General features: G+C 43.9%; 16 protein-coding genes and 1 riboswitch. Of the genes, 12 read left to right on the plus strand and 4 right to left on the minus strand.

Annotation, left to right across the window (positions count from 1 at the left end):
• Nucleotides 1-2: 2 nt before the first annotated feature.
• The gene (locus tag B4J50_RS05375; RefSeq protein ID WP_286847731.1) at nucleotides 3-1,880 is read right to left on the minus strand and encodes a sensor domain-containing diguanylate cyclase; all 1,878 of its coding nucleotides are present in this window, start codon (nucleotides 1,878-1,880) and stop codon (nucleotides 3-5) included.
• 172 nt (nucleotides 1,881-2,052) lie between these two features.
• Here B4J50_RS05375 and B4J50_RS05380 point away from each other — a divergent pair, with 172 nt between their 5' ends.
• The 6 genes from B4J50_RS05380 to B4J50_RS05405 all read left to right on the plus strand — a co-directional run bounded on the left by B4J50_RS05380 (nucleotide 2,053) and on the right by B4J50_RS05405 (nucleotide 8,543).
• A complete protein-coding gene (locus tag B4J50_RS05380; RefSeq protein ID WP_286847730.1) occupies nucleotides 2,053-2,502 on the plus strand; it encodes an RrF2 family transcriptional regulator in 450 nt (149 codons plus the stop codon).
• Nucleotides 2,477-3,232: an ATP-binding protein gene (locus B4J50_RS05385; protein WP_286847729.1), complete on the plus strand. Its 756-nt coding sequence runs from the start codon at nucleotides 2,477-2,479 to the stop codon at nucleotides 3,230-3,232. The genes B4J50_RS05380 and B4J50_RS05385 overlap by 26 nt, the downstream gene beginning before the upstream one ends.
• Nucleotides 3,233-3,270: 38 nt before the next feature.
• Entirely contained in the window at nucleotides 3,271-4,917 is a 1,647-nt protein-coding gene (gene hcp / locus B4J50_RS05390) for a hydroxylamine reductase (protein ID WP_286847728.1), read from the plus strand.
• 194 nt (nucleotides 4,918-5,111) lie between these two features.
• Entirely contained in the window at nucleotides 5,112-6,644 is a 1,533-nt protein-coding gene (gene hutH / locus B4J50_RS05395; RefSeq protein ID WP_286847727.1) for a histidine ammonia-lyase, read from the plus strand.
• A gap of 49 nt (nucleotides 6,645-6,693) precedes the next feature.
• Complete coding sequence (locus B4J50_RS05400; RefSeq protein WP_286847726.1) at nucleotides 6,694-7,347, plus strand: cyclodeaminase/cyclohydrolase family protein; 654 nt, start codon at nucleotides 6,694-6,696, stop codon at nucleotides 7,345-7,347.
• Between the two features lie 98 nt (nucleotides 7,348-7,445).
• Nucleotides 7,446-8,543, plus strand: coding sequence for a M20/M25/M40 family metallo-hydrolase (locus B4J50_RS05405; RefSeq protein ID WP_286847725.1), 1,098 nt, complete (start codon nucleotides 7,446-7,448; stop codon nucleotides 8,541-8,543).
• A 67-nt stretch (nucleotides 8,544-8,610) separates the two neighbouring features.
• On the opposite strand, the gene B4J50_RS05410 is transcribed toward B4J50_RS05405, so the two are convergent.
• Together B4J50_RS05410 and glyA are read right to left on the minus strand one after the other, a co-directional pair.
• Entirely contained in the window at nucleotides 8,611-9,135 is a 525-nt protein-coding gene (locus B4J50_RS05410; protein ID WP_286847724.1) for a DUF2179 domain-containing protein, read from the minus strand.
• 76 nt (nucleotides 9,136-9,211) lie between these two features.
• A complete protein-coding gene (gene glyA / locus B4J50_RS05415; RefSeq protein WP_286847723.1) occupies nucleotides 9,212-10,477 on the minus strand; it encodes a serine hydroxymethyltransferase in 1,266 nt (421 codons plus the stop codon).
• Between the two features lie 402 nt (nucleotides 10,478-10,879).
• Between glyA and B4J50_RS05420 the strand changes: the two genes are divergently transcribed.
• The 3 genes from B4J50_RS05420 (at nucleotide 10,880) to B4J50_RS05430 (ending at nucleotide 15,103) form a co-directional block, all read left to right on the plus strand.
• Nucleotides 10,880-11,077 (plus strand): heavy-metal-associated domain-containing protein, encoded by a 198-nt coding sequence (locus B4J50_RS05420; protein WP_286847722.1) that lies wholly within the window; start codon nucleotides 10,880-10,882, stop codon nucleotides 11,075-11,077.
• A gap of 40 nt (nucleotides 11,078-11,117) precedes the next feature.
• Entirely contained in the window at nucleotides 11,118-12,767 is a 1,650-nt protein-coding gene (locus B4J50_RS05425; RefSeq protein WP_286847721.1) for a methyl-accepting chemotaxis protein, read from the plus strand.
• A 179-nt stretch (nucleotides 12,768-12,946) separates the two neighbouring features.
• Nucleotides 12,947-15,103, plus strand: a complete 2,157-nt coding sequence (locus tag B4J50_RS05430; RefSeq protein WP_286847720.1) for a heavy metal translocating P-type ATPase — start codon at nucleotides 12,947-12,949, stop codon at nucleotides 15,101-15,103.
• Between the two features lie 116 nt (nucleotides 15,104-15,219).
• On the opposite strand, the gene B4J50_RS05435 is transcribed toward B4J50_RS05430, so the two are convergent.
• Nucleotides 15,220-15,480, minus strand: coding sequence for a hypothetical protein (locus B4J50_RS05435; protein WP_286847719.1), 261 nt, complete (start codon nucleotides 15,478-15,480; stop codon nucleotides 15,220-15,222).
• Nucleotides 15,481-15,741: 261 nt separating this feature from the next.
• Nucleotides 15,742-15,910: riboswitch (cobalamin riboswitch) on the plus strand.
• Between the two features lie 133 nt (nucleotides 15,911-16,043).
• On the opposite strand from B4J50_RS05435, the gene B4J50_RS05440 reads away from it, so the two are divergent.
• The 3 genes from B4J50_RS05440 (at nucleotide 16,044) to B4J50_RS05450 (ending at nucleotide 20,141) form a co-directional block, all read left to right on the plus strand.
• Complete coding sequence (locus B4J50_RS05440; RefSeq protein WP_286847718.1) at nucleotides 16,044-16,538, plus strand: hypothetical protein; 495 nt, start codon at nucleotides 16,044-16,046, stop codon at nucleotides 16,536-16,538.
• Entirely contained in the window at nucleotides 16,538-18,643 is a 2,106-nt protein-coding gene (locus tag B4J50_RS05445) for an acetate--CoA ligase family protein (RefSeq protein WP_286847717.1), read from the plus strand. The genes B4J50_RS05440 and B4J50_RS05445 overlap by 1 nt, the downstream gene beginning before the upstream one ends.
• A 235-nt stretch (nucleotides 18,644-18,878) precedes the next feature.
• On the plus strand, nucleotides 18,879-20,141 hold the full coding sequence (locus B4J50_RS05450) for a M20 family metallo-hydrolase (protein ID WP_286847716.1): 1,263 nt from the start codon (nucleotides 18,879-18,881) through the stop codon (nucleotides 20,139-20,141).
• Nucleotides 20,142-20,208 lie beyond the last annotated feature (67 nt).

Raw genomic sequence — 20,208 nt, forward strand, 5'->3', positions numbered from 1 at the left:
GGTTAAGCGAAAAAATCCTGCTCCATGGTCCTGTTTACTGGGGCAGGGTTTTCTTCTTTCCCTTCCTCGAAAATAACGGTTTGTTTTCCCCCCCTCCTCTTAGCCCTATAGAGAGCCTTATCCCCGTCTTGGAAGAGGGTATTTATAGAATGATATTGAAAAGAGTGGGCAACAATACCTATGCTGCACGATAGGTGAATCGTTGTTTTCCCTGCTTTAAAAGGTGGTTCCATACTATTTTTTACCGCGTTACCGAAAGCAATGCCTTCCTCCCAGCTTCTTCCAGGAAGAAGTAAGGCAAATTCATCACCTCCCAATCGGGCTAGAATGTCTTGGCTTCGTAGAAGTTTTGAAACTCTTTTTCCCACTTCCCGCAGAACCCTGTCACCATTTAAGTGCCCAAAAGTGTCGTTAACTGATTTAAAGTTATCTACATCCAACATAACGAAAAGAAAAGGGATTTTTTCCCCTCGTTTATTGCCTTCAATCATGCGATAAAGTTTTTCCATAAAACTGGCCCGATTGGGAAGCCCTGTTAAGGAATCTCGGTACGCCATATGGTACAGCTTGTTCTGTAGATTTTTTCTCTTCGAAATATCTCTTGCAATGGCGAGGATTAAGTGGTTATTGCCAAGTGTAAGTTTTTGAACATACATCTCTACTGGCAGTTTCCCTCCATTTCTTTTCGTTAAAATTGTCTCTCTCGGAGCGAGGAGAGGGAAATGAGCTATTCTCATGAATGAGGATAGAGGTTGATTTACGAGCATATTGCTTTCATAGCCAAGGGTATGATGAGCCAGTTCATTAGCGAGAACGATATTCCCTTCATAGTTGCAAAGAAAAAATAGGTCAGGAGCTTTATCTATAAGTTTATGAATGTTTTCGAGCATCGAGTTGATGTTTTGAGAGAAAAAACCAATCTCGTCTTCCCCTTGATCATCCAATCGAAGGTGGAGGTCAGCAGTTTCAGATATGTTCTGGATCTGTTTTGCCATAGATTGCAACCGAAATAAAATTGTAGTGTGAAAAAGTAACAGGAGAAGCATAGCGATAGCTCCTTGCGCTATAGTGAACCAGAGAAGAATAATGCGTACGGTCATTTTCCCAGATTGAAAGAGAAGTCTAGGTTTTGAGGCCGTTAAACAGAAAAGAGGGGCTCCCGTAATGTCAGGAATTAATATTTTACCCTCAACACGGGCGTTTGTTTTTCCTAAAAGCACTGTTTCCCAATTTCTATGAGAAGAAGACATCTTTTTATCAATAGGTTCGATGCGGAGGAAAAGACCAAGCAGCGATCCGATGTTTTGAAGCTGTTCTTCTCCAAAAAATTCACCTATAACAAGTGTCCCCATGGGGGGACCGGAATAATCACTTTTAAGCACGGGTGCTACGGCTAAGATCATGTGTTCTTCTATACTGAGGAACCCTGTTGCTTTCCACTCTTTTCCTACGTCAAGAGTAGAAAGCATATGTTGAATCTCTTGAACGTGGTCATCGCGAAGAGGTGTTTCCTGAACTTTTTTTAGGTCAAAAAGAGTACCATAAGCAAGCTTTCCCTCTCTATCGAATAACAAAAAAATGTTGAGGTGGAGGTTTTCGAAAGTTTCATTCATAAGATTATTTTTTATAAAAGAAGTGTTATTTCCCTGAAGAAAATTATACGTAGCATCCCACGGAGCCCAGTCTCCTGCAATACTTTCTAGTCTCGTGCGAAGAGCATTAAGGGACTGTAAGATTTTTTTGTTATCTTCTTCAAATGAAGCTTCTTCCAATCCAATAAATTTCTGTAATACCACATGGTCAGCTATAAAGAAGGCGACGAGAGTGCTGGCGATGAAAGCCAACAATATTATTAAGCAGGTTTTGACGCGTATGGACATAAGGGGCACCTACTCTTTCTCTTGGCAAGCAAGATGGCTCCAACATTTTCGCAAGTCAAAGAACGATATCGTTTAAAAGTTTAATCTCGAAATTGATAGCTGTCAAAGAGGCCTTGACAAGATAAAGAATTTAAGTACTATAATTCTTGAATTGATTATTGGGGGTTATTTTATGAATACTATTATTGCCATTTCAGAAGCTGCTTCTTTGGCTTTCCACGGTATGGGGCTTTTGGCGATTTCAGGGGAACGTATGAGTGCAAGAGAAATAGCGGAAAGAATAGGCGTTTCAGAAACACATCTTGCCAAGGTTTTTCAACGTCTTGTCAGAGCAGGGCTTGTTGTGTCATCTCGTGGTCCGGGAGGTGGATTCCAACTTGCTCGTTCAGCTGATAGTATTTCGCTTTTTCAGATTTATGTGGAGATCGAAGGGGAACCTTCTGGAGAATACTGCCTTTTAAAAGCGGAGGAATGTCCTTTTGCTTCCTGCCTTTTTGGAGGGGAGTTACAAAAGATGACACGAGCGTTCATAGAGTATTTGAAAGAAAAAAATTTAGCTGATTTTATGAGAAGTGGAAGAAGAGAGGAGAGAGGGTATGAAACGGAAAATTATCAAAATTGATGAAGAAAAGTGTAATGGGTGTGGAATATGTGCCCATGCTTGTCACGAAGGAGCCATTCAAATAGTGAATGGAAAGGCCCGTTTGGTAAGTGAATCGTATTGCGATGGTCTTGGAGACTGTATTGGAGAGTGTCCACAAGGAGCCATTACTTTTGAAGAAAGGGAAGCGGCTCCTTATGATGAGGAAGCGGTGAAACTTCATTTGGCATCTAGAGTAAAAGATAATACGTCTCTTCTTTCTTGTGGCTGCCCAGGATCTATGGCAAGAGATTTGAGAAACGTTTCTTCTTCAAGTAAAATAAGAAACACAATAGAAAAAGAACCCATATCGTCTCGCCTCGGAAACTGGCCAGTTCAAATTCGTCTTATACCTGCTCATGCTTCATATCTTCAAAATGCGAATCTTGTAGTAGCAGCAGATTGTACAGCCTATGCCTTTGCTGACTTCCACAGACATTTTCTTGAAAAAGAGGACACGGTGTGTCTTATAGGATGCCCTAAGCTCGATGATGCTCAAGAGTATGCCGAGAAAATGAGCCAAATTATTACTGAGAATACCCCCCCTACCATTACGGTTGTACATATGGAAGTTCCGTGTTGCAGTGGCCTGATTCATCTTATGGGAAACGCTATTGAGAAAGCAAAAGTAAATCTTACTTTGAACGTAGTAAAGATAGGCATACGCGGAGATATTTTAAATCGCGAGTCTATAAAATATATATTTTCTTAATAGAGTCGATGAGAGAAGAAAAGGAGGGGAACGAAGAAATGTACTGTTATCAATGTGAACAGACTGCGAAAGGGACGGGTTGTACTGCTTTTGGAGTATGTGGCAAATCGCCGGAAGTTGCCGATCTTCAGGATTTGTTGATCCATATTACAAAGGGAATTTCAATGTATGCTCACAGATCGAGGCTTCTCGGCTCTAGTGACCATGAATTGGACGTTTTTGTTGTAGAAGCTCTTTTTACAACAATTACGAATGTAAACTTCGATGAAGAACGGATGGAGAGCATGCTTCGTCGGGCTGCGGCAATGAAAGACAGAGCCCGTCATCTCTATGAGGTTGCCTGTTCTACTGCGGGGAAGATCCCAGAAATACTTGTTGGGCCAGCACGTTATGTACTGCCTCAAAACAGAGACGATATGATCAGAGATGGCGCTACTGTTACCCCTGAAGCGTGGAGCGCAAAATATGGGGAGGTTATACAGGGCCTTCGGGACTTAATATTATTCGGTCTGAAGGGAAGTGCAGCCTATACTGATCATGCTCATGTTCTTGGAATGGAAGATCCGGCAATTTACGGTTTTTTCCATGAATTTTTGAGCTATCTCAGTGGTGAAACTTTTACCGTAGATGAATTGGTAGGGAAAGCTCTTGAGGCAGGGAAATGGAATATTTCCGTTATGGAACTTCTCGACAAGGCAAATACGTCTACCTACGGCCATCCAGAGCCTACCGCTGTTCGAGTAACCCCGCTTAAAGGCAAATCTATAGTAGTATCAGGTCATGATTTGCGAGACTTAGACCTTCTTCTTCAGCAGACGGAAGGGAAGGATATCAATATCTATACGCACGGCGAAATGTTACCATGTCTTGCCTATCCAAAGCTGAAAAAATATAAACACCTCGTGGGGAATTATGGTGGGGCCTGGCAAGATCAACGGGAAGAATTTGATCGTTTCCCCGGTGCTATTCTTATGACCACAAATTGTATACAGAAGCCCAAGGACTCGTACAAAAATAGGATTTTTACTACAGGGCTTGTTGCTTGGCCTGGGGTAAAACATATTGGTCCTGAAAAAGATTTTACCCCTGTCATTGAAGCAGCCCTTGATGCCCCTGGATTTCTTGAGGATTCACCAGAACATCGAATTTCCATAGGATTTGCTAGAAATACAGTTCTTTCTGTTGCTAATAAAGTTATAGACCTTGTGAAAGCAGGTAAAATACGCCATTTCTTCCTTATTGGTGGATGCGATGGGGCGAAGCCTGGACGGAGTTACTATACTGATTTTGCTACGATGACACCTAAAGATACGATAATTCTAACTCTTGCTTGTGGCAAATATCGTTTCAACAAGCTGGATTTCGGTGAAATCGAAGGGATCCCTCGTCTTCTCGATATGGGGCAATGCAACGATGCCTATTCGGCAGTACGAGTGGCGATGGCTCTCGCTGATGCCTTTAAGACAGACGTAAATAGCCTTCCCCTTTCCATGATACTTTCGTGGTATGAACAGAAAGCTGTTTGTATTCTCCTTTCCCTGCTCTATCTCGGTATTCGAGATATGCGACTTGGTCCAAGTCTACCAGCTTTTGTGAAAAAGCCTGCCTTCGATATCCTTCATGAAAAGTTGAATCTCATGCCCATTACGACGCCGGAAGAAGATTTAAAAGCCATTCTGGGGTAACGAATACTTTTAGAATTACCGAGCGTAAACATTTTTACAAGAAAGCCAGGAGAAATAAGGACTCCTGGCTTTTATTCTAAAAAGAAAGAATTGTGAATTTTTTTCGTCCTTCCTGGGAAAAGTGATTGCCAGAAGTGTGCTTTTAGGTATACACTAAATTAAAATATTACGATTATACCAGGAGGTGGCTCTTAATGCATAATGGCGTCGTAAAACTCGACGGTTGCTCTCTTACTATTGAAGATGTCGTACGAGTTGCAAGGTATAATGCCAAAGTGGAATTAGACGAAGGGGCTCTTGAGGCGGTTGAAAAAGCTTCTGCTCTTGTTGCTGAATGGGCTTCAGGAAACGACGTTATCTATGGGATCAATACCGGTTTTGGCGACTTGGCCACTGTTCCTATTTCGAGAAAAGATCGTCGTCAACTTCAAGAAAACCTTCTGAAAAGTCACGCTTGTGGCATAGGAGAACCCTTTGACGAAGAGACAGTTCGGGCCATTATGCTTCTTCGGATTAACACGTTGATTCGTGGGCACTCTGGCATTCGAGTGAGCACTTTACAACGCCTTACTGATTATCTAAATAGTGGAATTCATCCTGTTATACCTTCTCAAGGATCTGTTGGATCCAGCGGTGATTTGTGCCCTCTTTCACATCTCGCTATAACCCTCTTAGGCTTGGGGGAAGTTTTTCATCAGGGGCGCCGTCAGCCTGTTCGACGAGTTCTTCGTAAACTTGGCATGACACCTCTCTCCCTAGAAGCGAAGGAAGGACTTGCTCTTAATAATGGAACAACTGTCATGACAGCTATTGCTGCTCTTGCTGTATATGATGGGTACAATACGGCTAAAATAGCGGATATTGCGGCATGTGTCTCTCTTGAGGCCCTTCATGGCGTTCCTTATGCTTTTGATGAAAGGACCCACGCTCTTCGTCCATACCATGGTCAGCTGACTGTCGCTTCAAATGTACGCCGAATAGTTTCAGGAAGCCAAATTATAGAGAAATTTAAGAAGAACAGGGTCCAAGATGCCTACTCTCTCAGATGTGTTCCTCAAGTTCATGGAGCAAGTAGAGATGCTCTCGACTATGTTCGAGATAAGGTTGCTGTAGAAATCAACGCTGTAACAGATAACCCTCTTATATTTGTAGACGACAGAGAAGCAATTAGTGGGGGGAACTTTCATGGGCAACCAATAGCATTAGCTATGGATTTCTTCGGCATCGCCATGGCCGAATTGGCTAATATTTCAGAACGTCGAGTTGCCCGTCTTGTAGATGGGTCTCTTTCAGGGCTACCTCCCTTCCTTATCAATGAAAGTGGCCTTAACAGTGGTTTTATGATTCCCCAATACGCAGCAGCATCTGTAGTCTCTGAAAACAAGGTCCTTGCGCATCCTTCCTCTGTGGATTCCATACCTACCTCTGCCAATCAGGAGGACCATGTTTCTATGGGAACGTATGGGGCAAGAAAAGGTCGAATGATCTTGAATAATACCCGCAAGGTCTTAGCTATAGAACTTCTTACTGCTGCTCAAGCTTTGGACTTCAGCATTTTGTTGGAACCGGGGAAAGGAACGAGAGCCGCTTATGATTCTATTCGGAGCGCAGTCCCCTTCTTGAAGCATGACGACTATATTCACCCCCTTATTCGGAGAGTTATCGAGCTTATGGATCGCAGCGAAGTGCTTCATGCAGTTGAAGAAGCTGTGGGGGTATTGGACTGACGTTTCGGAGAAAATTATGGTGTAAGATGGTAAAAGGAGGTGAAGAAGTATGAGGCTTCAACATATGACGGTAGCAAGTTTTGTGGATCAGCTCTCTGCTGGTACCCCATCACCGGGAGGAGGCAGTGTTGCTGCTCTGTGTGGTGCTCTGGCATCAGCGCTGGGAGGTTTGGTGGCCCGCCTTACTCGCTCGAAAGAGGGGTATAACCATGTGTGGCCTGATATGGAACATATTCGAGACAAAACAACGGTCTTTGCCGAACGATTCCTTTACCTTATGGAAGAGGACGTTCAAGCCTATGCTTCTTTTCTCGAGACAGGCCATCTTCCCACAGAAACTCCGGAAGAGGAGGATATTCGAGATCATTTTCGAGAGCAGACCATGAAAAAAGCGGTAGTGGTGCCTCTGGAGGTCTTGCGATGTTGTCGTGAAGTTGTCCCTTTGCTACGAGATGTGGCAGCTTTGGGATGTAGAGTTGCGGTGAACGACGCCATAACAGGCCTTGCTTTAATTAGAGGGACTGTGGTGTCATCGTGTCTTACGGCCATAACAAATCTTGCTTTACTTTCGGATGAAGAGTTTTGCGCATCTGTTCGAAATGAAGCCTTGTCTCTTATGTATGATCTCAACATGGAAATAGACAGAACTCTGGAGAATTACCTTAAAGCTCTTGTCGGGCACTCTCAAGAGACGTTACCATAGCGCTTGGAATGGACAGACTATTCTGAAAAGTCTCGTGATCCTTGCGTTCTGTGAAAAAAAACGCATAATAGGAGCAAATTAATTTAGGGGGCTGTGGAATGATAAATAATGCCCGCATGCTTCGTACTTTTTTGGAGCTTGTGCAAATAAAAGCAGAATCAGGTAGGGAAGAAGCTGTTGCTCAACATTTGTCTCCCCGTCTTCATAGGCTTGGGCTTTCGGTAAAAAAGAACGGAGAAGACAGTAGTGGTAATGTTATTGCGACTCTTTCTCCTACCCCTGGACGGAGTGGGTGGATTGCTATAGCTGCTCATATGGACACGGTCCCTTTAGAGAACCCTGTAAAACCTGTATTGCGAGACGGGGCGATTTATTCTTCCGGGAATACTATTCTTGGAGCTGATGATCGAGTGGGGATTGCTTCCATTCTCGAGGCCCTCGAAACGGTTATAGAAAAGAGATTGCCCCACCCTGGTATCGAAGTGATTTTTACCGTGTCAGAGGAAGAAGGGCTTGTCGGGGCCAAGCGTCTAACAAGCGAAGATTTACAAGCTTCTATGGCTTTTATTGTAGATAGCTCTTCCGATCCAGGCCATATCGTAGTACAGGCGCCTTCTCATGTGAACCTCTCGTGGATTGTTGCCGGAAAAGCGGCTCATGCAGGAATTGCCCCTGAAAAAGGTGTGAATGCTATTGTAGCAGCAGCTGAAGGGATTGCTGCCATGAATATTGGCAGAATAGATCATGAGACAACCTCGAATGTGGGTATTATTCGTGGGGGTACAGCCACAAATATTGTTTGCGATAGCGTTTATGTAGAAGGAGAAGCCCGTTCTTTCTGTGAAAAAAAGCTGGAAGACCTTGTAAAGAGCATGGTAGATGCTATGGAGGCAAGGGTAGCAAAACGTGGGGCTTCCGTCCAGACGAAAGTTCAAAAATCCTATACAGGTTTTTCTCTAAAAGAGACCTCCCCAGTGGTACAGTGGGCGACCTCTGCCGTTAGGAGAAGTGGGTTGCTTCCAGTGCTTATCTCCACTGGAGGGGGAAGCGACGCTAATATCTTTAACGAAAAGGGTTTGCCGGCAGTGAACCTCGGAACTGGAGCTCAGAATGTCCACACCACAAAAGAATATATTTCCGAGCGAGATCTTTATACAATCGGGGATATTATTGTAGCTATTATGACAGGTGCATAGCGAGTTCTCTTAGTTGCAATAGGAGCATCACCGTAGCAGGAATATGTAGCAGATCGAGAGGGCGTGGCTATTTTTTCTTATTAAAATATCCGCCCCATATGCTTCGAATATCGACCATAAAGACAAAGCCTCCGGCCTGACTCCCTATTTGCATTACCTTTTGACGATCATTCCTGTCGCAGATGACCTTAAGAATCAGCCGGGGGCCGTCTTTCCCTTCTCCTTCAACAATAGTGGTTCCAAAGCCTTCATCTCTAAGCCTTTCCGCAAGATGACGACTTTCTTCGGTATCGTTTAGAATAATTTCTACGATAGTATGTCCTTTTAAAAGCTTTTCTTCCAATAAAGAGCCTAGGAAATTTCCCGTAGAGAAACCAAGAGCATAGGCGATAAAGCTTAAAGGACTGTTTAAACCCGCGTCGAGAACATATTTTAAACTCATGAGGTAGAGAGATATTTCGACGAAACCAATGGCCGATGCCTTGAAGCGCTGGCCTTTGACAAGAAGAAGCATACGCATTGTAGCCAGAGAAACATCAGTACATCGGGCAAAAAATATTAATATAGTGGCAAGATTGAGTTCAAGGGACATATTTCTCCCTCCTCCGTTTGCCTATGACGAAATGTTCACTCCAGTCGGTGAATAGAAAAGCTCCCCATTCTCCTTCTCAGTTGTTGCGTTTTATGGCAAGCTCCGTGCGAGACATATATACTGGATGAGCTACACAGAGAGTTTCTACCTCTTCTCTGAATTCCTGGATCTTTTGGGGCTGGGAGTTTTCTAGAATTTTTATTATGAGCTGTGCCACAGCTTCTGTTTCTTCTTCCCGGAACCCGCGGCTCGTTACTCCGGCCAATCCAATTCGAATGCCACTTGTTACGGTGGCTTTTTCTGGGTCGAAGGGAATGAGGTTCATGTTTACTGTAATGCCAGCTTTTTCCAGTTTCTTTTCAGCCTCCCGACCTGTTATACGTTTATTGCGCAGATCCACAAGCATGAGATGATTGTTCGTTCCCCCTGAGACGATGGTATAACCGTGAAGCTGAAGTATTTCGGCCATCTTTTGGGCATTTTTTAAAATTTGGCGGGAATATAATTTGAACTCCTCTGTCATGGCGAGCTTAAAAGTAAGAGCTTTTGCCGCCATTATTTGAGGAATGGGGCCACCCTGGATCCCAGGGAAGATAGCTTTATCGATACGGTCAGCATATTCCTTTCGGCAAAGGATGTTTCCTCCCCGTGCTCCTCGAAGAGTTTTAGTAGTGGTAAAAGTTACAAAATCAGCGTGTGGAACAGGGCTAGGATGGACGCCTGCAGCAACCAGCCCTGCAATGTGGGCCATGTCCACCATAAAATAAGCGCCAACTTCGTGAGCTATACGAGCGAACCGTTCAAAATCGATATATCTCGAGTAGGCGCTGCCGCCGGCAATAATGAGCTTAGGATGAAGGGTGTGGGCCATTTCTTCCACGTGCTCATAATCTATAAGGCCAGTTTCTTTTTTTACTCCATAAGAATGAGCTTTAAAAAATTTCCCCGAAATATTGACGGGTGTTCCATGAGAAAGGTGTCCTCCATGGCGGAGGTCCATCCCAAGGATAGCGTCTCCAGGCTCTAAAATAGCCATAAAAACCGCGAGGTTAGCATTAACGCCAGAATGGGGCTGAACATTGGCATGATCAGCGCCAAAAAGTTTTTTAGCCCTTTCGATGGCAAGATTTTCGACAATGTCAATAAACTCGCAACCACCATGGTATCGCCTCCCAGGGTATCCTTCAGCGTATTTGTTCGTGAGGAGAGATCCCTGGGCTTCAAGAATAACTTCTGGAACAAAGTTTTCTGATGCGATGAGTTCAATGGTCAAATTTTGGCGCTGTTTTTCCCCTTCAATAGCAGCTCCCAACTCAGGGTCAATAAAGTGGATCAGGTTCATTTATATACCTCCCTCTTTAGTGAGTAAAAAAGTGGCGCCGTGAAAAACAGCTTGAAGAGTGAGACCATATAAAGAAGGGTGGAAGGAAGGAAAAAAGAACAAAAGAACAAAAGAACAAAAGAACAACAAAATAAATCTCACCCCTTTAATTGCCCTTATTCTACGCCAAAAGGACGAAAATTTGCAATTGTATATGGCATAAACTCATTTCCTATCTGGTATTCCCCCAATTGCAGTAGCGGGTTCTCCATAAAGTTGAGATTTGTACTCAATATAGTATTCATTTTAAGAATTTTTCATGACAAAAACTTTACAGAGAAGGGTATTTAGACTATAAAAGATACTAGTTTGAGAACTATATCATTGTGAATGCAAAATAAAGAGAGGAGGAGAGTGATTTTCATGAAGAAATATGTACTGAACATTCCAGATATGGCTTGTGGACATTGTGTAAAAAGAATTACAAAAGCTCTTGAAGAAAAGGGTTTTAGAAACTTTGAGGTGATATTGGAAAATAAATCTGTCGTTATCGAGACCGATAACGTTGCTTTTGTTTTGGAAACTCTTGAAGAGGCAGGATACTCTGCTTCTGTGGCATAAAAGAGAAATAGAAAGTATAGAAAGGGAGCTTCGTTTTTATATGGTACATAATCGTTCTTTTTTTTATTGCGTTGCAGCTTTTGTTTTTCTATGGGGACCCGTTCTTTACAAATGGTATGGAGGACCTGGTCGAGATATAGTCCTTCTTGTATGGGCTCTGCTTTTAGCTTGTGTTTGTCTTTTGAAGGACCGTTATGTTTTTGCTGTTCCTGCAGCAAAGATTCTTGCGTGGTTTCATTCTGTTAATTCGGGGGAAACAGTGGATTTGCGAAATTCCGCGCCAGATTCTATTACGAAGAAATCTTCTTTGATGGGGCAGTTGGGACGTATGCTTACAGATTTCATAACGACATTCCGAAAGATTTTTTTAGAAATAATACAAAAATTACATTCTTTCACTTTTGTTTTTTTTCGGCTTGAAAGAAAGCTAGGTTCTTTTTCTCGTGCTTTTGAAGAGATGGCTCGAGAAGTAAACGAGGGAGTGCAAGCTGGGAATCAAGTTACAGATGCTATGCAGGCCCAATACGCTAGTTCAGAAGAGATTTCAACAACGGCTCAATCCCTTGCCCATCTAGCGGAGAATCTGAATGAGGTGGTAACCCGTGTTTCTGATCGGGCTGGCGATGGGCAAAAGAAGCTCGGCGATGCAGAAAGTTCTATTCGAGAGCTTGGCAAAGATGTCTTAGGAGTGGCTCAACGATCGGCCTCTCTCTCTGAAAAAGTGGCTTTAATCCAATCTGTGGTTCAAGTTTTGACAGGTATTTCAGATCAGACAAACCTTTTGGCCTTAAATGCTTCCATAGAAGCGGCTAGAGCTGGAGAGGCAGGACGAGGTTTTGCCGTAGTGGCTGAAGAAGTTCGTAAGCTGGCAGAGGAAAGTCGCAAGGCGGCTCGAGATATAGGGGATAATCTGGAAGAGCTAGTTTCCGAAGTTCAGGGAGCTTCTAACGACGCTTCTGCTATTGTAGAGCGAGTAGAACAAACTGTAGTTCATGTTTCTGATGCTCTACAAGGAGTGGGAGATATTTTGAGCGATATTACAAGTGTCACTGAATCCACTCATCAGGTAGCATCAAGCGCGCAGGAGCTTTCTGCTTCATCGCAAGAGTTGGCGACTTCTGCAGAGACTGTTACCAAACTCACTGGTTGCATGAAGAATGAATTTCAGCTTTTAGGGAGGAATGTAGATTCTTTCACGGAATCGGTGGCAGAACTCCTTGCTTTTACTCAGGAAGGCTCAAGTCAAGCCTATACCCTTTTAAAAAATATGGCTCGTGTCCAAGTAATAGAACGATGTGATTTTGCCGAAATTGCCGATGGGGCTATTCAAGCACACAAAGGATGGATCTCTCACCTTAAGGAGTATATAGACGGAGGGAAATGGGATGTGGAAACAGATCCTACTCGATGTCAATTTGGGATATTCCTTTCCTTTATGGAGAAACCAGAAGTTATTGATGAACACCAGTGGAACGATCTTATGAAATGCCATGAAGAGCTGCATCGTCTCGGTCACAGCGTTTTTGACGCTATGGAAGCAGGAAAAAGCCAAGATGCTAAGAATGTATGCGCTCAGGCGTTAAAGATAAGCCAGACATTGGTAAAAAGCTTGGAACATATGAGCGCTCTTTGTCGACAGGGAGAAGAGTGTCGAGACTATCGGATAGGTCTTGTTCCTGTTGGAAAATAAGAGGACGAGTGTAGATTGGTAGATATATAATAAAGTACCTTGGCAAGGGCCGATTTCTTTCTGAGACAGAGAGAGGTCGGCTCTTTTTACATACATATATAGGGTATTATGATATGATATTTATAAATCCTATCTTTTTGATAGTCTTTTTATAGAGAGAAAAAGGAGTGAAGGAAATAATGGGAAATGGGGAAAGCGCTAAAAAAGTTTCTTTTTCTGTAACAGGTATGACATGCGCAACCTGTGCCAGAATGGTTGAACGATCTCTAAAAAAAGTGGATGGTGTCATTTTTGCCGGAGTGAATCTTGCCACAGAGACGGCATTTGTTGTTCTTGAGAAGGACGTTCCCATGGAAATTTTAGAAGAAGCAGTTCGTAGCGCTGGATATAATGTCTCCTACGAAGCACCGGAAGATCTGGATCGTCGTCGTTACCAAATCGCGCGTAAAAATTTAACCCTCAGCTGGATTATTACTGCCCCTCTAATGGCCTTCATGTTTGCTCATATGGCAGGTTTTCATATGTCGTGGTTCCCATTTATAGAAATTCTGGGCGGTGCTATTGTCCTTTTTGGGGCGGGGCGCTCTTCTATGAAAGGGGCTTGGATTGCTCTTACACATTTCCATGCGAATATGGATGTTCTTGTTTCTTTAGGTGCTCTCGCAGCATGGGCTACTTCTTTTCTCTCTTTGAGCGGTGTGCATGTAACCTCTTTTGGGTCTATTGGAGCAATGATTATTGCTTTACATGTAACTGGCCGTTTTATTGAGTCTCACTTAAGAGACCGGGCTTCCAAGGAGATAAAGGCCTTATTGGAAATTCAAGCTCGAGAAGCACGAGTTCTTGACGAAAACGGCAAGGAAATAGCTATTCCTATTGAAGCAGTAAAAGAAGGCTTTACCCTCGTTGTTCGCCCAGGAGAAAGAATTCCTGCAGATGGGCGTATTACAGATGGAATCACATCAGTAGATGAATCTATGATTACTGGGGAATCCTTACCTGTGCAGAAAAAACAAGGTGACGGAGTAACGGGAGGTTCTCTGAACCTTACAGGTCCCTTAAAAGTTCAGGCGACACACGTTGGAGAGGATAGCTTTCTTTCACAGATGATCTCTCTTATTCAGGAAGCCCAAGGGGCGAAAATTCCCATACAGGCCTTTGCCGATCGTGTAACGAATTATTTTGTTCCTGCCGTAGCAACTCTTGCCCTTATAAGTGCTTTTTTCTGGTATTTTGGAGTGGATCGGTTCGGCTTTTTTCTTGATACCGCTGCTCGCTACCTCCCATGGGTTACAACTGTCAGAGATCCCCTCTCTCTTGCCATTTTTGGCTTCATATCCACCATTGTCATTGCTTGTCCCTGCGCCTTGGGGCTTGCCACTCCTATGGCTCTTATTACGGGGACTGGCGCGGCTTCAAGGAAGGGACTTATTATTCGAAATGCCGAAGCTATCCAAACGGCAAAAGAAGTTGGGATTGTGCTCATGGATAAAACAGGGACTCTCACCCAAGGGCATCCTTCTGTTGTAGATATCCAGGTCTCAGAAGAGGATTTAGAAGCTGTTGCGGCACTAGAACGACATTCTCTCCATCCCTTGGCAAAAGCTGTAGCGGCAGTGAAAAGAACAGACATAGAACCTAATTCCGTGGAGGAGATTATGGGAGAGGGAGTTAAAGGAACCATACGAGGAGAGGAATACTTTATTGGGAAACCTCAGGATCCTTCAAGGTACAATGAACAGCTTCTGTTGGGGCGTACAGTAGTAGAGGTTCAAAAGGGTGGCGTAGTTGTGGGGTTTCTTGCGATAGAAGATTCTCTTCGGGAGGATGGGGTTCGGGCAGTATCTCATCTGAAGGAGCTTGGCATCGTTCCTGTAATGGTGACAGGAGATAATGAAAGGACTGCGCAGGCGGTTGCCAAGCAAGTAGGAATTAATGAAGTTTATGCCGGAGTTCGACCGGGAGAAAAATTGGATATATTGAGAAGATATCAAACTATGGGACGAAAAGTTCTTATGGTTGGAGATGGGATGAATGATGCGGCAGCATTAAAAGGCGCAGACATTGGCGTAGCTATTGGCTCTGGCACTGATCTTGCCATTGACAGCGCAGATATGGTAGTAGTGAAAGGTGGAGTTTCTGCTATTGTTGATGCCATTCATATCTCAAGGCAAACTTTTACGGTTATTCGTCAAAATCTTTTTTGGGCTTTTGCCTATAATATCATTGCTATTCCGTTAGCCATGGGGGCCCTGCTCCACCCTGCAATTGCTGAAACAGCCATGGCGTTTAGTTCCATCTCTGTTATTTTGAATTCCATGCGGATTCGTTCCTAAAAGATCCCGATACAAGAGTCAAAAGAACACATGGACAAAGCCCCCTTCTAAAAGGGCTCTGCCCACTTAAAAGTTAGAAGAGACCGCCTTTTTAGGCGGTCTCTGTATTTTCTACACTAGCAATGACCGTGACAGCCTGAACAGCCTCCACCGCATCCACTGCACCCGCCGTTACGGAGAGCGTCGATAGCAGGTACGAACACATCTAGAATGTCTTCCAGGTCGTTCACCCCTTCATCAGCATCGGTGAGACCAAAAGTTTCTTTTACTGCAGGAACTGTATCAGCACCATCTACTATAGCCTGCACTATGTCACGGAGCGTAATGTCCTTCGACTTAATGACCACAGTTTCTCCAGGAACCATACCCCAGTCCATCTTCTTTACCTCCTTATAGGAAACATGGTGGTATTGTAAAGGAAAAGAAGGGAAAAATAAATAGAATATTTTTTAGGCTCTCCTTTTCTGCCTGACTCCTTTATTTACATGAATGTGAAGAGTATTGAGGTCTCATTGTTTTTATCTTTTTTATCTCAAAAATATTATTAATAAGGAATAATTTTTTATGAAAAAAGAGAAAATGCTTTTAAAAAATAAATTGTATTGACTTTTTTGTCGAATAGAGTGTAAAGTAATAAATACAATAAAACTTCAGCAGGTGTACGGGAAGTCCGGTGAAAAGCCGGCGCGGACCCGCCACTGTGTGCTTGACGATGGGACCACATGCCACTGGAAAGAGTTCTTTTCTGGGAAGGGGGCCCAAAGAGTGAGAGCAAGCCAGGAGACCGGCCTGATGAAGAGATGCAAGTTCCCGCGAGGATTCGGGAAGGCTTGTGGAAAAGCCTCTCTTGAAATAAAGGGGCAATTTCGCTTTTAAGCTCTTAGCCTTTGATGGCCGTCCTCGGGGGACGGCCATTTTCTATTATAGGAGGATGAGAGTTATGAAGCGAGAGCACGTGGATTTGTTCCAGAACTCCGTAAATCCAAGTGGGTTTACTTTGCTTGAGCAGACGGTAAATGCGCTGGAAGCAAATGACGCGTCCCTTCCAGAAGAAGATACACGCAGCACCATCCTTTCTTCCATAGATCGATACATTTCCTATGTGAACGGATCTTTGAACAGGGACGGAAATATTGTAATTTCCGCAGATTTTCTTGAGAATACGCGCTTACTCATTAACACATTGCGGAAAGATATTGAGGCTATTTCTGTTCCTCACGAAGAAGACATCCAACTCAAGGGCAGAGAAAAGGCTCTCTTTGTTGAAGCTCACCTCAATCTTATCAATGCTGCTCGAGATTGGATGAGCGCTGTTGCTTCAGAGTCTTCAAGCGAGACAATAAAGATCTATCTTTTATATTGCCGAGCCTGCCTCCGTTCTTTGAGGCTTTTAGAACCTTTATGGTGTAGTAGTGAAAAGGAGGCCATCGCATAATGAATTGTCAGAACCATCCCCTTTCTCCTCTTTTTGCTCCACGTAGCATTGCTATTGTGGGTGCGTCTGCCAATCTTGATAGCCTTACTGGACGTACGGTTAAAGCGTTACAACATTTTGGATATGATGGGACTATCTACCCTGTTAACCCCAAGTACAATATAGTGGGAGGCCTCCCCTGCTATAAAGATTTAGCTCATATCCCTACTTCAGCTGATGTGGCTCTTATTAGTGTTAAGGCCCATCTTGTCCCATCTATTTTGCGAACATGCATTGAAAAAGATATTCATCATGTGATTATTTATTCTTCTGGTTTCGCTGAAGCTGGCGACGGATCGCTCCAAAAAGAAATGATGGATGTCGCTCGTAAAGGAAGTATCCGCATTCTTGGGCCTAACTGTCAAGGGCTTCTGAACCTCTCTGAAGGAATTCCCCTCACTTTTTCAGGAGCTCTTTACAATGCAGAACCCCCAGCGCCTGGACACGTGGCCTTTGTTTCTCAAAGCGGAGCTTTTGGTTTCTCTTCCTTTGGAGTGGGGCTTGATCATGGCGTTCGATATCGATACGTAGTGACGACAGGGAATCAAGCTGATATTGACGCTGTAGAGTGTGCCGGATATGTTATTACCGATCCGGAAGTTCGCCTTCTCATGATGTATCTCGAAGGCATTGAAAACGGGGAACGCTTTTTGGAACTGGTTCGAGAAGCGAGAGAACGAGATATTGCCGTAGCCGTCTTAAAGGCGGGGCGTTCCCCCTCTGCTCAGGAAGCTGCACGAAGCCATACGGCCGCTCTTACGGGAGATGATGCTGTCTGGAACGCAATTTTTGCCCAATATGGCGTTATTCCTTTAAAAGACATGGACGATATTATTGGTATTGGACAGCTTTTTGGCGCTTCTCCCCGCACTGCTGGTGATAGGGCTGCTATTCTCACGACTTCCGGTGGTGCTGGTATTGTCATGGCTGATTGTCTTAGCGATTTAAAAATGAAGGTTCCAGAGTTTTCAAGTCAAGCTCGCCAAGAGATTGAGAAGGCGATTCCCTCATTTGGCGCTTCGAGAAACCCAGTGGACATGACCGTTCAAATTTCAGAAAAGCCGGAGAATTTCCGTCACGTTCTTAATGCGGCTCTTCATGATCCTAATATAGACATGGTGATCACCGCTCTCTCCATGATTGTTGGCGATGCGGGGGCCCTTATGGCAGATGAGTTGGTTAAGAGCTACCAGAATACCAATAAGCCTCAAGCAGCGGTATGGATGATTGATAACGATCATGGAGGAGCCTTTGTTGAGCGCCTTAAAACATCCGGTTTCCCTATATTTCAAAGTTTCAGACAGTGTGCACGGGCTTTGAAGGCTTTAAGAAATTGGGAGAATCGACTCCCCTTCCCTATCACGAAAGTAGCGTATCGAGATCCTATATTGCGCTCTTTCCCTCCTAAATTGACAGAGTACGATGCAAAGCGATTACTGGATAGATATCGTATTCCTATAACAAAGGAACGGCTTTGTCGCGATATGGAGGAGGCTTTTGATGCGGCAGAAGAATTTGGTTTTCCCGTGGCACTCAAAGGTATGTCTGCAGAAATTCTTCATAAAACGGAAGCTGATATTGTCACATTAGATATTCGCTCTTTTGATGAAATGCGCCATGCTTTGAAAAGGACGAGAGAAAATTTAAAAAAACATGTTTCAGATCACGAAATACAAGGGTTTCTCGTTCAGGAAATGGTAAAAGGCGGCATGGAGTGTATTGTGGGAGTAAAGCGGGATCCAGTTTTTGGCCCTATTGTAGCGGTAGGTTTAGGCGGTATTTATGTAGAGGTGCTCAGCGACGTATCTCTTCGTCATGCCCCGGTAGATGAAAAAGAAGCCCTCTGCATGATTAAGAAGTTGAAAGGCTACGGTTTCCTCTCAGGAGCGAGGGGACAGCGCCATAGAGATGTGGAGGCGTTGGCGAAAATTGTGAGTAAGGTCTCTCAGTTGGCATGCATAGAAGAAGATTTACTAGAGCTCGATATCAACCCTGTTTTCGTTATGCCTGAAGGAGAAGGGGCAATAGCTGCAGATGCTCTCGTAATTCGGCGAAATGGATATTGAAAAGAAGCAACTTTTTCCTCAAGGCACGTAGACGATATGGTGCAGCTTGTAAGACCATGTAGATGCCGTCATTACCCATTTGTTCAGCACCCCAAATGTTAGATTTCAAATCTAACATTTGGGGTGTACTTTTCTGAAGGTCTAGCCCTTTTTTGGTTTATCCAGGATTTAACGGTATAATATATTAATGTCAAACTATATAAACAAATATAAATATACGAAGGAGGAATGATCAGTGGCCTGTGCTCCCGTTTACGAAACAAGGCCGGTACGTATTCAGCGCGATATAAAACACATTGCTTCATTGGGGAAAGACAAGGCCGGACGAACCTGTTTTACCTATAGTCAACAGGACAAAGACGTTCGTGATTTTTTGATTGAAACGCTTCAAGGTCTGAATCTCTCTATTGCAGTGGATGGGGTAGGTAATATTCGTGCTCGATATGAAGGAAAGAACCCTGATGCTCCTATAGTGATGAGTGGTTCTCACATTGATTCTGTGCGACAGGGCGGAAAATTTGACGGTGTGGCCGGTGTTGTCGCGGCTCTTGAAGTGGTGCGAACAATGGTAGATGAAGGGATTGTTCCGATACATCCGGTGGAAGTTGTTATTTTCTCTGAAGAAGAAGGGTCGAATTTTGGGCCTTGCTGTGCTGGCAGCAAAGCTATGATTGGCCGATATACAGTGAAAGACTTGAAAAAACTGAAAAACCCAGCGGGTATGTCTATGTACACTATGGCTCAAGAGTGTGGCTATAATCCGGATTCCATGCCTAACAGTGTTTTACGTCCTGGAGATGTGAAAGCTTTTTTAGAGCTTCATATAGAACAGGGGCCATCTCTTGACGCAGCAGGTGTTCCAATAGGAATTGTAGAAGCTATTAACGGTCTTCGGCAGATGAGGGTAGATGTTCAGGGTGTGGCGAATCATGCCGGCGGAACTCCCATGGCCTTGCGGCAAGATAGTCTTCTTGCTGCTTCCCGTATGATTTTAGCGGTAGAAGAAATTGTGCGGAAGGAAGGGGCTGATACTACAGTGGGAACTGTAGGACACATAGAGTGCAGCCCAAATGTATGGAATATTATACCGGGGAGAGCAACTTTTTCTATTGATATTCGCGATGTTTGTGAGAAGACGATGGATAGGATTGTAGAGAAAGTGAAAGAGCGCATCCAAGATATTGCAACAGCATGTCATGTAGAAAGCAGGATCTCTTCCCTTGCTTCTTTGGAAGCGGTACGTCTCTCCCCTCAAGTTATCGAAGTTTTAGAGAAAAAAGCTAAAGAGCTAGGTACCCCTTACAAAAAAATAAATAGTGGAGCTGTTCATGATGCGGTACTGCTTCGGTCTATAACTGATGTGGGCATGATCTTTGTCCCGAGCATTGGGGGGCGAAGTCATTGTCCAGAGGAAGAGACAGACGTTGAAGATATTAAGAAGGGTGCAGATATTCTTCTTGCTTCTATTCTGGAATTAGCAGGTTTTGTGGAAGAATAGCGCATTCGTTATGCCAATTCTCTATTCCACAGCGCTAGACCTAGAAGGGATGCCCCTTCTAGGTCTG

Origin of the sequence: Aminobacterium sp. UBA4908 (genome assembly GCF_002398115.1) — a bacterium.
Taxonomy (GTDB): domain Bacteria; phylum Synergistota; class Synergistia; order Synergistales; family Aminobacteriaceae; genus Aminobacterium; species Aminobacterium mobile.